Raw genomic sequence first — 13,073 nt, forward strand, 5'->3', positions numbered from 1 at the left:
AATTTATCCCATAATCCCTTACTTGCCCAGCGATTAAAGCGATTGTAAGCAGTTTGCCAAGGGCAAAGTTCTTGAGGAATATCACGCCATGTCGCACCCGTACGTAGTTTCCATAAGATGGCTTCCATAATATTTCTACTGTTTTTTGAACAGTAACAACCGTGTAATCGCATAGTATCTTGAATTTGCTGCCAAATATCATCGGTGAGAAGAGTACGTGCCATTGAAAAAATATAGAAATGAAAAGAGCTTAAAGGAGGATTTTAAGTATTTAAAACCAATTCTTCAAATGAGGACACCCCCTAAGGCATTTTACCGGTTAACTCAAGCGAAAATGACAGTTCTGAATAGTTTAACTTACTCCAATTTGATTGGAGGGGAATAGATTTTGTCTTGGATAAAACGGTCATATCATAAAGAAATGTTAACAGGGTTAAAACCGCCTTGTTGCAGATCAATCATATAGATGCATCTAAATTACATTGAATGAAATTGACACAAAGTTAAGATTGGATAAAAAAGATTAAATAGTAGATTAGCTCATGTAAATTCTAAATTGAGGAAGGACATGCAAATGATTAATCAACAACCTCTTCAAATGAGCCAGCATAATCAAGAGCGCGATCGAGACAAACAAAAGGAAAAACAAGAGAATCGGCAAGGTAATCAGCAAAACCAGCAGTCCAATGTGCAGCAACAACCCAATCAACAAAACAATCCGCAAAGACAACATAAATAACATGTTGTTCTGTTCTTAAGCGGAATGTGTTTTTGAATGATGCAGGTAATAGGATTGATCAATAAAAGCCCTCTGGTGAGGGCTAAGTTTTATCCGTATTCTCTATTTAAGGTTCTTAAACTTAAGTACCACGCGACGATTGTTATCCAAGAGCTTTAATTCACTATCGGTCGCATCATAGCTGACCACCTGGTTTAACGCCTGTGAAAATTTTTGCGGTAAATCGGTTGGATTTAAACAGGCTTTTTCGGTAGTGACCAAATTTGAAAATTTAATCTGGTTGCCTTTTATGGCATACCCACCCATAAATTGGTTACAGCCATCACTGCCGCTGAGTTGGCTGTGACCAAAACTAAGCGTTGGAACTGCGGATAAGGTAGGGTCGGCTTTATAATTCATTTGATTAATTTCGGTCATCACCCAGTTTTTATTTTGCAATTTCGCTAAATTTCTTTCGGTAGAAGGATTCAGCATTGAGGACGTACAACCTGCCAAAACTATAGAGACAGCGAAGCTGCTTGCGATCATCGTTTTATTTAACATTTGCTTTCTCCAATTGATTTACCTAAAAGATAATTGTGAGACAAACAACACATGATAATTTTATAAAAAATTTCTCAATTCATTTGATTATTAACGAATAATCCACATAAACTGATCGAAAAATAAACATGGATTTTTCAAACGAAACAGCAATTTTTAAGTGAGTCCGTTTATATCTGTACTGATTTTTAAAAATGCAATAGAGCATTAAGGTCTTTGACATTATGCATTTCAAATCATGCAATTGCAGGTATCATAGTCAACTGGAAAGCGTGATTTTAAAATAATTAACTTTCAATTAAGTTCATTTAAAAATTGTGTATGATTCATATAGATCGTTTCAATTTAGCGGTCTTTAAATCCTTTTGTAAGGGATGTTTTGAATGCGTTCATTTTTAGGACGAATTTTCTAATCGTTTTGACTTGAGGGGGAGATAAGACTTTAGGGATGGTCTTTAAAGCCAGCGAGATTCCATGAAGCCTCATCCATTCTGTTTGTAAAGGTCGAGCCCAAGATTTCTAGCCCAATGCATTTCTAATATGAAGACCGTCAGTTCATTGACTTGATATTAGAAGATTTTAACGGCGTTTACGCAGGATATTTAATTCATCAATGCCTTGTTCAGTATATGGTTTCCATCATTTGCGTAAAAGCTGTCTGGAAATACCACATCTCCGACAAACTCATCCAGCATTATTGGTTTCTTCAAATAATTTGACCTATAGGAATCTTTGTTGAATTTCTCTGTTCATAGACATCCATTATATTCAAAATGCTGTCTATGAATTCCATAAATAACCCGTATAACCTTGATTCTTAAGATTGCATCTAAGCTATTTTGCACTGCAAGTGCTTAAGCTTTTTTTATTTTCAATTGAGTTTATAAAATTTCCAATTAAAAATTCACTTTGTCTTAAGGAGTCCCGATGGTCGCCTTCTTTCAAAGGATAAAACGCAATAGGTTTTCCCATCTTGCAGATTTGTTGATAGTAGGCATAAGTACCGCGTGAATCTACTAACTGATCTTTCTCACCTTGAACAACCATAACTGGCACAGTGGGGATCATATTCTCAATAGACTGCTTCTTTAGATAATTGGTCAAAGGTGTCAGATTTACATTCGGTTTAAAGACAGTTTTAGGTGCTTGCTTCAGATCAGATTGTAATTCGGATAAACAGCGGCTACGTGCCTGATTAAGAATTTCCCCCATTTCCGGGCTAACTAAATTTGCTGGAACGAGGCTAGGGTCTGCAGCTTCCGCTCCCAGAAGAACGATTGGAAAAAATGCTGCAACACTGGTGTCAATTTGAGAGTGGGTTGCTACATATTCTGCAATTCCTTCATATTGATAACCGCCTGGAGCAAGGGCAATTGCCCCGCGCAAATTAAGTTCGGGTGCATCTTTTTGTCCATACGCTGCAACAGCAAGAGATGCAGCCCCGCCTTGACTATGCCCCATGACATACCAATTTTTATTAAATTTGTAAGGTTTTAAATGGTGTGTCGTCCTTACAGCATCCACTACAGTATGTAATTGGCTTTGAGCATTCATATAGGGATGTCCGCTTGGTGTACCTAAGCCCTGATAGTCTGGTGCAACCACCGCATATCCACGAGCAAGCCAGGCATTCAAAGCTTTTGCTGCTATTTGTTGATATATATGAACAGGTCCACCCACATAATCACTCGAAGGAGCACAAGTATCTGCAACACCTGTTGTACCATGCGCCCAAGCTAAAATAGGCCAACCTTCTTTTGGTGCTTTTCCTTTAGGCAGTAAAATAAATCCGGAAGCTACAATTGGTTCCGACTGTATTCCGCGGCTGCGATAGGTAATTAGGAAGCGTTGTGATGCATTCGGAAATAGATTGGTATTTTGTGCTTGTATGGATAATAGAGTACCGGGTGTTTTAGCGGGAAGATTTGATATTTGAATTTTACTGTTATTGGAAAGTTCAGGCGAGGCAATTGCGTATGTTGAACCTAAACATAGGCAGCTCACCGTCAGTTTGAGAACAAGGTCTTTAATTTTCATCACTTGCACCATCCTTCTTTTTTATAATGTCATTTTTAATGTACCAGTTTTTACTTGTCTTTCTGAATGAACTATTAACAAAGTTTGTAAATTAAATAAAAATAGGCAGATACCATGCTGTATTTGGCTTTAATCTCTTACATCTATAAATTATTTTTTAAAAGTGAGACCCTCATTCGAGGCTGACTTAAATTTATTTCCATGCTTTCAATCCTATTTTTTCTGCTTTAGACATTTCTTCGCATGTCCACCCGGCAAGCAATCATATGTTTGACCATTGCTGTTAAGGCCTAAACTTTTCCAGTTTTTTGTCCTGATTTTTTTCGTTGTTCAAACCATTTCTGCGCTTGTTTGAACTGAAAAGGCTGTCACAGCAGAAATATAATTTACTTATATAAAATAGACCATCTGAACGGGCGGCTTTTTATATGATGTCGCAACTTTTTTAATTTTTTACCTGCACTGTGCTTGGTGATAAAATATTAAAAATTAATGACTTTTTAAAATATTGAAATACAGGTATAGACAGTTATATGCAAATATATGCAACCCTAAATGAATTTAAATTATTGATAATGCAAGGATATGCAATGTAATGCAGCCTATTTCAATTCAGCACAGACTGGCAGGATTCTACTTCTTCTACTATTCCATAGTCGGTACGTTCATGCCTTTTTGGAATTTGTATCTGGAAGATCAGGGCTTTAATTATCAAGAAATCGGACTGTTATCTTCAATCGCAATCATTACCCGCTTTTTCGCACCGTTCATTTGGGGATGGATTGCCGATAAATCGGGCAAAAGAATGCTGTTGGTCCGTATAGCCACCTGGATGGAAGCCTGTATCTGGTTCATGATTTTTCTGATTCCAAATACCTTCCAGTCTGTGGCATTGCTGATGCTGATTTTCAGCTTTTTTCAGAATGCCATTTTAGCGCAATTTGAAGGGGTTACGCTGTTCTGGCTGGCTGAAAAGCGTACTCAGCTGTATGGGAAAGTAAGAAAATGGGGCTCGGTGGGTTTTATTGTGGGCGTTTTCGGTATTGGTGCCTTACTTGAAATTGTCCCTATTTCCATGCTGCCACTGATGTTGTTGTGTATTGCATTTTTGGCTTTCCTTTGGTCTTTTAGCATCAAAGAACCCAGCACAGCGCCGCGATCACAACAAAAACTAGAACCATTAATGCCGATATTAAAACGACCTGTAGTTGCTGCATTTTTTGCTATTGAATTTGTTTTATTATTTTCCCATGCTCCATTTTATAGTTTCTATAGTAACTACTTGCATCAAACAGGTTTTTCGACCACTGAAATTGGCCTGTTGTGGTCAGTGGGGGTGGTTGCGGAAATTATTATGTTTGCATTTGCGCATATTTTTTTAACCCGTTTTTCATGGCGCAGTCTGGCCAGTGTGTGTCTGGTCCTGACCGGTGCACGCTGGATTGTTGTGGGACTATTGCCTCATTTCTTTATGGCACAGTTCTTAGCCCAGAGTATTCACGCTTTTAGTTTTGGCCTGTTTCATATGATTGCCATGCGCATTATCTTTCAAAACTTTTCTGCCGGTCAGCAAGGTCGTGGTCAGGCCATGTACAGTACCATGTGGGGTTTAGGCGTGGCTTTAGGAAGTATTCTGGCGGGAAAATATTGGCAAGTCATCTCCGGCGAAATGGTTTTTGTTCTGGCTGGGCTTTCAACAGCTGTGGGTTTGCTGTTTGTACGCTGGCTACCGAAAGATATCCAGCAAAGCTAAAAAACCGTAAAGAAAAGTCAGCATTCTACGTAGTTAATGACAAGATTGTTGCTGTGCTATGGTTCTGGGCAGTATGCAACCGGTTTTATATTAAGAAGCAATGGTGATCTGATTGCGTCCCAAAGCTTTTGAACGATACAGGGCATGATCTGCCTGATTAATAATATGTTGCAAGCTCAGCTCGGTAGGCAAGCTTTGATGGGCAATACCAATACTGGTGGTAATAAACAATAAATCTCCATCAGGCAGTTGCATCGGGGTTAGCTCGGTTTTAATCCGGATTCTTTCAGCAATAGTTTGGGTTTCCTGTAAAGTCGTATTCATGAGGAGGATCAGAAATTCTTCACCCCCTATACGGGCGAAAAGTTCATTGGTCCGGATATTGTCTTCCACCAGTTGCGAAAAATGTTTGAGAACCAAATCCCCGATATGATGTCCATATTGGTCATTCATTTTTTTAAAATGATCCAGATCGAGCATAATCAATGAAACCGTATGGCTTTTAGCTTCACTTAGATATCTTTCACCTTTTTCAAAAAGATGACGTCTGTTTATGGTGTTGGTCAAGCTGTCATGATTGGCTAGATGTAACACTTTTTTGTAAAGTTCACGGCGATTACTGGTAATAATGCAAAGAATGAGAGGGGCTAAACCGAGCATACATAAACCAATACGTACGGAAATGGTGGTGGTTAAATATGCCGATGATGACTCCGATAAGTAAAAATAAGTCAGACTATGATAAGTCACTAAACAGACAATGCTGTTGATCAGGGCAACGCTAAAAATGGGATAACTCAATGCTGCCCAGATTAATGCAGCCAGAGGATAAAGTAAGGCACCCGGCCCAAAGAAAATATGGGTAAAAGTCACGGAAATTACAATGGCAACCAGCGGGAGCAGTTTAGTTAACCGGAACTGTTTAAGCTTCATATTTTTAAATTTTTTACCCATTTCATTCAGGGTGGGAAAAAATAAAATAATTGGCAAAATGGTAATATAATTGACAATTTCACCAGCCCACCACATGCCAAAATCCACTCCCAGACGTTGCGTGGACATGAAAGTATCAGAAAGATAAGGAACTGTAGCTATGGCAAACAGGGCACTGACCAGGCTGCCTCCTAATGCACAAATGATAAATAAATATAAGAAGGTAAAGCCCTGATTGTAATTGTGATAATTTAATGTCCAGAAGTTGATAAGAAACAATGAAACCGTGACATTCATCAGATTTGAGAGGCTAAGAATAAAGGTCAGTTGCAAAGAACTGCCCGTCATTAAATCTGCCAGCATGTAAGCGCTAAAGGCACCTAACCATCCACCCCAGATGTTTAAATGCTTAAAGCGTAAAAATAGACCCAGCAAAACCGCATTTGCTGGCCATAGATAGGCTAAAAAGGTGACAGGCCTGGATAAAATCCCGCATAAACAGCAAATCAGGACCACAGCACCCAGGATAAAAAAGGCATTCACCTGTTGCTGTATGGAAAATGATTTAGATGAAGTCAGCACAATATGCAAGATCACATCCTTGTCACTCTAAGATGGTGACTTAGTCAGAAGTATTAAAAAAATTATTTTGCTATATTCACGATTAAATAGAAATATTTTCAAGACGAATGAACATTGATGATGCCGCTGCATCATTAGTGGGAGGCTTGCTTCAGTATCTCCCAAAAGCATTGATTCTTTTCAACTTAGCCACTTGCTTTCCTGTGCAGTTAGAGTACGAAATTATATTGTTATAATATGGTGATAAATACTGGTTTTTCATAAAAATATGCTAAGTTATAGCAAAGGATTTTTAGCACTGAATGAATGCATGAAAAAAACATATCTTACAATTTTACTTACATTGTGCGCATCTGTTGCGATGGCAAATGACAATCAAGCGGTAGTGGCAACAGAAGAAACGGATCGAGCTGAAAATTCGAATACCATTCGTATTGTGACTCGTCCAGAAATTGTGGGCTTATGGGGGATGCAAGTGGCCAACAATAATAAATGCATTGAATATTATAATTTTAAAGCGAATAACAATGTCATTATTAAAAGTGGGCAGGAGTGGTCATCCGGAATTTATGACTTTCAGCCGGCTCAAGAGGAACGTTCTTTATTGTCTGCATTGGTTTTGCAAGTAAAGTATGACAATAATGAAAAGGATTGTTCCGGTTTGCAGGAAGATCAGACTGGAGAGATTTCCCAATATTTCGTGCAGTGGAAAAATGCCTCGACCATCAATTTCTGCAGTAATGAAAAGGCCGAGCAATGTTTTGCCACCTTGCGCCGTGTATTGCCTTAACGATGATTGTTCATAATTTTATAAATATATGCTCATAAATATAAAAAACCGCTCATAAAGAGCGGTTTTTTAGTCTTAATGCTTTATTTAAGACGCTTCTTGATAAGCTTCCAGCTTTTTCAACAAGTGTTTTTCCAGATAATGAATATCCATCGCTTCTTTACAGAAATTCTCATCTTCCAGAATTAAATCCCTATGCAAAGGAATGTTGGTTTTAACACCAGTCAGGATGGTTTCTTCTAATGCCTGTTTCATGCGGGCAATAGTCGTTTCACGATCTTTACCATGGGCAATGAGTTTTGCAATCATTGAATCATAGTAAGGTGGAATGCTGTAGCCTGGATAAATATGCGAATCCATACGGATACCGGCACCACCTGGGGCATAATAATTTTCAATTTTGCCCGGAGATGGAAGGAATGTAGTTGGATCTTCCGCATTAATACGACATTCTATGGCATGACCACGTACTTCCACTTGATCTTGTTGGATTTCAAGACCGAGACCGCCAGCAATACGTAATTGTTGCTCAATGATATCAATACCCGTCACCATTTCGGTCACCGGATGTTCAACCTGAACACGGGTATTCATTTCAATGAAGAAGAATTCACCATCTTCAAACAGGAATTCGAATGTACCGGCACCACGGTATTGCATGAGTTTACATGCATTAACGCAGGCTTCTAAAATTTCAGCACGTGCTTCTTCAGGCAAGCCCGGAGCAGGAGCTTCTTCCAGTACTTTTTGATGGCGACGCTGTAAAGAACAGTCACGATCATACAAGTGAATAGCATGGCCATTACCATCTGCCAAAACCTGAACTTCGACGTGACGCGGTTTTTGCAGGAAGCGTTCCATATAAACCGTGTCATCACCAAACCACATTTCAGCATCACGCTGTGCAGCCTGAACCGACTCAAGCAGGGTGTCGACACGTTCAACAATACGCATACCACGACCACCACCACCAGAAGCGGCTTTAACGATCAGTGGAAAGCCAATTTCTTTGGCTTCTGCAAGAGCATTGTGAATAGTCACTGCATGGTCACAGCCCGGTACGGTTGGTACACCGGCTTTTTTCATGGCAATAATGGCGGAAACTTTGTTCCCCATTAAGCGGATATGTTCTGGACGCGGACCAATAAAGATAAAACCAGAATTTTCAACAATTTCTGCAAACTCGGCATTTTCCGACAAGAAGCCATAACCAGGATGGATGGCATCTGCACCGGTAATTTCAGCAGCAGTAATAATTGCCGGGATGTTTAAATAGCTTTCGCTACTTGCGCCCGGACCGATACATACGGCTTCATCACAAAAGCGTAAATGCATCAGGTCTTTATCGGCATCGGAATAAATACCTACGGTTTTAATTCCTAAAGTTCTGCAAGCTCGGGTAATGCGTAAAGCAATTTCACCCCGGTTTGCAATTAAAACTTTTTGCAACATTGTGAGTCCCCGTGGTTTTAGGCGCGATAGCGGAACAATGGTTGACCGAATTGAATTACTTCACCATTTTTCACCAGAATTTCTTCAATCACGCCACTTTGAGTCGCTTCAATCGGGTTCATGATTTTCATGGCTTCAATAATACCCAGAGTTTCGCCTGCAGAAACGGTTTGGCCCACTTTGACGAATGGTGCTTCACCCGGGTTTGGTGCTGCATAGAACACACCAACCATAGGAGAAGTTTCAACTGCGCCGCGTGGTGTTTTTGCAGCAGGTGCGGCAGGTGCAGCTGCAGGCATTGCAGGAACAGCTGCTGCTACCACAGGATTGCGACGGGTGAGGGCGATGGATTGATCACCTTCTTTAACTTCGATCGCTTGTAAGTCAGATTCAATCATCAGGTCGATGAGTTTCTTGATTTTACGGATATCCATGAGACAGTATTCCTAATTATGATTGCGTAGAGAGTTGAATTTTATCGATGGCGAAGTCCAGTGCAGCGCTATAGCCTTTTGCACCTAAACCACAAATAACGCCAACGGCTTTATCGGATAAATATGAATGGTGTCGGAATGCTTCACGTGCGTGTACATTGGACAAATGAACTTCAATAAAGGGAATGGCAACACCAAGAAGCGCATCACGTACTGCAACAGAGGTATGGGTTAAAGCTGCAGGATTGATAATGATGAATTGAACGCCTTCTTTTTGTGCCTGATGAATTCGGTCGACAATTGCACCTTCCCAGTTACTTTGAAAAGTATCCAAGGAAAGAGATGCATTTTGAGCTTGAGCGATGAGCTTTTGATTTATATTGTCTAGAGTAAGGTTTCCATAAACCTCAGGTTCACGCATACCGAGTAAATTTAGATTCGGTCCATGAATAACCAAAATGGTTAAGCTCATTCAGCTTGCTCCAATTATAAGTTTGCAAATATACCTTGCAAGATGTCAGCAAAGTTTGCGTATTATGGCATATATTCCCGTATTTCTATTATAAGTTGTTTAAAATTGATACGAGAGCTATGTGTCAGAACTGAGCTATATAATGAGAACTTTGCAGGTAATTGGCAATGTTAAAAAATGACATTTTTTATAATTATTACTATTTCTTACATTGTAAGCTAAATTGACCAAAACAGTTCATTTATTTTGTGTAACAGTCAGGGCAGAGTCATGAATTGTAAGCAGTTCCTTCCAGCAGGTGGTGTAGCGTGGAGAGCGGTGCTGCTGTTTCATCTGCCAGGCCGGATTGGCAGAATGATAGCCAACCTGTATACAATCCGAGCCATAGCGTTGTTGCATTTTCAACAGGGTGTTCATTAAATTATCCCGTTGTTGAATCAGGGCTAAAGGTTGCCATAAGTCATGAATATAGTGCTGTTTAATATGCAAAGCACTCAACATGATTTCAACTTTAATATATTTCTTGTTTTCTTTAAATAAAACATCTATTTGCTTTAATACTGCGCCATTTAAGGCAAGTAAGTCATCGCTTGCATATTCCAGGCCTAGCGCATAAGAAAGCTTCTTTTTATAGGGTGGAACGGATATTTTTTCATAGAGTGAAACATGTACGCAGGCACAAAGTTGTCGCTGTTGGGTTAAGCGTTTATGGGCACGGTTGACATGAAAAATGACCGCCTGTTTGATGATTGATTTTTCGGTTAATGCAGAAGCAAAACTTCGTGATGAAAGGATGTTTTTTGCCGGTGTTGCAGGGTCATTGAGCGCAATACACGATTGACCTTTTAGTTCACGAATCGTCCGTGCAATCATCACCGAAAATTGTTTGCCAAGATGATGTTCATTGGCAAAAGTTAAGTCATAGCAATTATAAATTTCATAGTCTTGAAGCTGTTTGCTGATTTTACGACCAATCCCCCAAATCTCGCTAGCCGGTGTCTCTAAGAGCAGGCTTTCATAACTGCATAAATCTACATGCGGTAAATAACAGAGCGACTGAAAGCCGCTTCTTTTCTTTGCAAAATAATTGGCCAGTTTGGCTAGGGTCTTGGTTGTGCCAACGCCTATGCAGCAGGGCAAACCCAACCATTGCTCAATGCGCTGAATTAAATCCCGGCAATATTGCTCTACATTAAAATATTCTGCATAACTGCCGAGCTGAATAAAGCACTCATCAATCGAATAAGGTTCCAGGTCATCCGGATGGAAATGCTGTTCCAGAATCGAAAAAAAGCGCCGTGACATATCTGCATATAAAGCGTAATTACTGGAAAATACTTTTACACCTGCTGCCAAAGCCTGTTGCTCGACCTCATACCAAGGCACGGCCATGCCGATATTTAAGGCCTTGGCTTCATTACTTCGGGAAACCACACAGCCGTCGTTGTTGGAGAGTACAACCACAGGCTGGCCATTTAGACGGGGATTAAATACCCGTTCACAGCTGACATAGCAATTATTGATATCAATTAAGGCAAAAAGTTTCTGGTTCATTTTTGTTTTTGAAATTGTAACGTTTTCAAGTAAGGATAATAAAATCGTTTATAAATTTCAAATTTTAAAAATGCAGAGAATCAAGAGTCCATTCGATAAAGAGCTTGAGCAGCATGTAAGGTTCAGTGTAATTAGCGTTAATAGCGTAAAGATTAGATTTGTCGATGCACTAAAAATCAGTCAATTAATATTTTGATCATTACAATGAATTAAGTCGATACAGTTTGCGGGTTGGTTAACGGGAAATATCCGCTAGATTAATAAGAGTCGTAATACATACGGCATATCCCTAGCACTCCATGCTAGTAATCAATCGAAAGGATGGATATGAAAATGGCTAATCAACAACAATCGAACCAGCAAAGCGAAAATCAAAAGCATCAACAGCAACAGCAGCAGCAAGACAATCAACGTCAGCAAAACCAGGGCAATCAACGCCAACAGCAGCAAAAAAACCCTCAACAGCAAAAATAATCCTAAAGCTTGCTTAGGATTTATGATGAAGCCTCAAGTTTACTTGGGGCTTTTATCTGTCTATTTATGTTAAAAGTAAAATTTTGATCTGTTCCGGTTATATACCCACTCATAAAATTTATTAGCGTAATTTTTTTAAAATACAGGTCACTACACCCCAGATCGTCAGCTGTTCTTCGCTGCGTAAATAAATATCCGGGTATTCAGGGTTTTCTGCTTTTAGCCAGATTTTCAGTTCCCCATTTTTCTGTTTCTCTTTCATCAGTCGTTTAACGGTAAATTCATTATTGATTAAGGCCAAAACGATATCGCCGTGTTCTGGTTTCAAGCTACGGTCAATTAGAATCTGGTCATCAATGTCTATGCCTGCATTTTTCATCGACAATGAATTGACCCGTAATACAAAAGTACTTGAGGGGTTATGCACCAGGTATTGGTTCAAATCGATGACATCTTCAGTGTAATCCTGAGCCGGAGAGGGAAAACCGGCAGCAACCGATTCCAGCGGATAGGGAATATCGAGTCGGGTTTGAATCTGTATAGGATGCAGTTCGATCTGCCGACTACGGTCATCGGCAGGTTTGGGCTTTAACCATGCCTTGATTTCAGATACTTTAGACTCGGGTACGCGCATCACAACGGTTTTTTCCTGATACTGGGTTTTGCGGCCAGAATTTTTACGTCTACCGCCGTGACCATGCCCAGCGCTGCTTGCGAATTCTGTTGTATCTTGAAGTTTCATTTTAATCTTTTTTGATTTTGTAACTTTTTCAAGCTTAACAAAAAATCCTGCAAATAAAAAGTTTAGCCATGCTAAATCGTTCTAAGTTAAACTGTCGCTATTCGGTTTTATATGCCAGAGAAATGCAATGTCAAAAAAATCCCCACAACTTTCACCCTTAGAAGAACTGATTGCAGAACAAAAGTTATTGTGTGAAGAATTTGATTCTGCCTATATCCAGGTCAGTGGTGATGATGTTGTCGCCGTTGCAGTTCAAACTTTAAATAAAGAACCCATTGTCGGGATTCGTAAAAAGCCTGAAACAGATGAAAACATTGGCTGGTTTATTTACGGGGGCGAGCTGGAAGAAGGAGAAGACTTTTTCCAGACCATGACGGTTCGCGAGTTACAGGATATTTTACCTGAAGCGCTGCCATACCTGGCTTTGGCTGAAGGTTTCCGTTTTATGATTGATCGTGAAGACTATGAAGATGTGTGGAAAGAAGATCAATGATGCATGAACCACTGAACCAGTAGTTTCGGATCAGATTCACTGCAAAGCGTTACATTTCTATGTTGGTGTATTTAT

14 protein-coding genes are annotated in these 13,073 nt (G+C 39.7%); 5 read left to right on the plus strand and 9 right to left on the minus strand.

The window, feature by feature from the left end; all coding sequences use genetic code 11:
* Positions 1-224, minus strand: a 224-nt coding sequence (locus E0H88_RS07695; RefSeq protein WP_131273706.1) for a transposase, incomplete at its 3' end; no start/stop codon positions are given.
* Positions 225-574: 350 nt separating this feature from the next.
* Here E0H88_RS07695 and E0H88_RS15900 point away from each other — a divergent pair.
* Entirely contained in the window at positions 575-739 is a 165-nt protein-coding gene (locus E0H88_RS15900) for a hypothetical protein (protein WP_165493299.1), read from the plus strand.
* A gap of 102 nt (positions 740-841) precedes the next feature.
* Here E0H88_RS15900 and E0H88_RS07700 read toward each other — a convergent pair whose 3' ends face one another.
* Both E0H88_RS07700 and E0H88_RS07705 read right to left on the minus strand, forming a co-directional pair.
* Positions 842-1,282, minus strand: coding sequence for an META domain-containing protein (locus tag E0H88_RS07700; protein ID WP_092818141.1), 441 nt, complete (start codon positions 1,280-1,282; stop codon positions 842-844).
* Between the two features lie 834 nt (positions 1,283-2,116).
* Complete coding sequence (locus E0H88_RS07705; protein ID WP_502699719.1) at positions 2,117-3,331, minus strand: alpha/beta fold hydrolase; 1,215 nt, start codon at positions 3,329-3,331, stop codon at positions 2,117-2,119.
* A 583-nt stretch (positions 3,332-3,914) separates the two neighbouring features.
* Between E0H88_RS07705 and E0H88_RS07710 the strand changes: the two genes are divergently transcribed.
* Positions 3,915-5,072: an MFS transporter gene (locus E0H88_RS07710; protein ID WP_092818139.1), complete on the plus strand. Its 1,158-nt coding sequence runs from the start codon at positions 3,915-3,917 to the stop codon at positions 5,070-5,072.
* A gap of 90 nt (positions 5,073-5,162) precedes the next feature.
* Here E0H88_RS07710 and E0H88_RS07715 read toward each other — a convergent pair whose 3' ends face one another.
* The gene (locus E0H88_RS07715) at positions 5,163-6,596 is read right to left on the minus strand and encodes a GGDEF domain-containing protein (RefSeq protein ID WP_425122034.1); all 1,434 of its coding nucleotides are present in this window, start codon (positions 6,594-6,596) and stop codon (positions 5,163-5,165) included.
* A gap of 301 nt (positions 6,597-6,897) precedes the next feature.
* On the opposite strand from E0H88_RS07715, the gene E0H88_RS07720 reads away from it, so the two are divergent.
* Positions 6,898-7,377, plus strand: coding sequence for a hypothetical protein (locus tag E0H88_RS07720; RefSeq protein ID WP_092818138.1), 480 nt, complete (start codon positions 6,898-6,900; stop codon positions 7,375-7,377).
* Positions 7,378-7,464: 87 nt separating this feature from the next.
* On the opposite strand, the gene accC is transcribed toward E0H88_RS07720, so the two are convergent.
* The 4 genes from accC to E0H88_RS07740 form a co-directional block, all read right to left on the minus strand.
* Positions 7,465-8,829, minus strand: coding sequence for an acetyl-CoA carboxylase biotin carboxylase subunit (gene accC / locus E0H88_RS07725; RefSeq protein ID WP_092818137.1), 1,365 nt, complete (start codon positions 8,827-8,829; stop codon positions 7,465-7,467).
* A 17-nt stretch (positions 8,830-8,846) separates the two neighbouring features.
* Positions 8,847-9,263 (minus strand): acetyl-CoA carboxylase biotin carboxyl carrier protein, encoded by a 417-nt coding sequence (locus tag E0H88_RS07730; protein WP_131273708.1) that lies wholly within the window; start codon positions 9,261-9,263, stop codon positions 8,847-8,849.
* Between the two features lie 16 nt (positions 9,264-9,279).
* Positions 9,280-9,735, minus strand: a complete 456-nt coding sequence (gene aroQ / locus E0H88_RS07735; RefSeq protein WP_092818135.1) for a type II 3-dehydroquinate dehydratase — start codon at positions 9,733-9,735, stop codon at positions 9,280-9,282.
* A gap of 237 nt (positions 9,736-9,972) precedes the next feature.
* Positions 9,973-11,289, minus strand: coding sequence for a Y-family DNA polymerase (locus E0H88_RS07740; protein ID WP_131273709.1), 1,317 nt, complete (start codon positions 11,287-11,289; stop codon positions 9,973-9,975).
* Between the two features lie 333 nt (positions 11,290-11,622).
* Here E0H88_RS07740 and E0H88_RS15905 point away from each other — a divergent pair, with 333 nt between their 5' ends.
* Positions 11,623-11,763 carry a hypothetical protein gene (locus E0H88_RS15905; protein WP_165493300.1) on the plus strand — a complete coding sequence of 47 codons (141 nt, stop codon included), beginning with the start codon at positions 11,623-11,625 and terminating at the stop codon, positions 11,761-11,763.
* Positions 11,764-11,884: 121 nt separating this feature from the next.
* Here the strand turns inward: E0H88_RS15905 and E0H88_RS07745 are convergent, their stop codons facing one another.
* Positions 11,885-12,505 (minus strand): LexA family protein, encoded by a 621-nt coding sequence (locus E0H88_RS07745; RefSeq protein ID WP_131273710.1) that lies wholly within the window; start codon positions 12,503-12,505, stop codon positions 11,885-11,887.
* Between the two features lie 127 nt (positions 12,506-12,632).
* Here E0H88_RS07745 and E0H88_RS07750 point away from each other — a divergent pair, with 127 nt between their 5' ends.
* The gene (locus tag E0H88_RS07750; protein WP_092818132.1) at positions 12,633-12,998 is read left to right on the plus strand and encodes an immunity protein Imm33 domain-containing protein; all 366 of its coding nucleotides are present in this window, start codon (positions 12,633-12,635) and stop codon (positions 12,996-12,998) included.
* Positions 12,999-13,073 lie beyond the last annotated feature (75 nt).

Origin of the sequence: Acinetobacter sp. ANC 4216 (genome assembly GCF_004331195.1) — a bacterium.
Taxonomy (GTDB): Bacteria; Pseudomonadota; Gammaproteobacteria; order Pseudomonadales; family Moraxellaceae; genus Acinetobacter; species Acinetobacter kookii.

Coding starts and splice junctions, on each gene's coding strand:
- E0H88_RS15900 (WP_165493299.1), top strand. CDS start 575: ATGATTAATCAACAACCTCTTCAAATGAGCCAGCATAATCAAGAGCGC.
- E0H88_RS07700 (WP_092818141.1), bottom strand. CDS start 1,282: ATGTTAAATAAAACGATGATCGCAAGCAGCTTCGCTGTCTCTATAGTT.
- E0H88_RS07705 (WP_502699719.1), bottom strand. CDS start 3,331: ATGGTGCAAGTGATGAAAATTAAAGACCTTGTTCTCAAACTGACGGTG.
- E0H88_RS07710 (WP_092818139.1), top strand. CDS start 3,915: ATGCAGCCTATTTCAATTCAGCACAGACTGGCAGGATTCTACTTCTTC.
- E0H88_RS07720 (WP_092818138.1), top strand. CDS start 6,898: ATGAAAAAAACATATCTTACAATTTTACTTACATTGTGCGCATCTGTT.
- accC (WP_092818137.1), bottom strand. CDS start 8,829: ATGTTGCAAAAAGTTTTAATTGCAAACCGGGGTGAAATTGCTTTACGC.
- E0H88_RS07730 (WP_131273708.1), bottom strand. CDS start 9,263: ATGGATATCCGTAAAATCAAGAAACTCATCGACCTGATGATTGAATCT.
- aroQ (WP_092818135.1), bottom strand. CDS start 9,735: ATGAGCTTAACCATTTTGGTTATTCATGGACCGAATCTAAATTTACTC.
- E0H88_RS07740 (WP_131273709.1), bottom strand. CDS start 11,289: ATGAACCAGAAACTTTTTGCCTTAATTGATATCAATAATTGCTATGTC.
- E0H88_RS15905 (WP_165493300.1), top strand. CDS start 11,623: ATGGCTAATCAACAACAATCGAACCAGCAAAGCGAAAATCAAAAGCAT.
- E0H88_RS07745 (WP_131273710.1), bottom strand. CDS start 12,505: ATGAAACTTCAAGATACAACAGAATTCGCAAGCAGCGCTGGGCATGGT.
- E0H88_RS07750 (WP_092818132.1), top strand. CDS start 12,633: ATGTCAAAAAAATCCCCACAACTTTCACCCTTAGAAGAACTGATTGCA.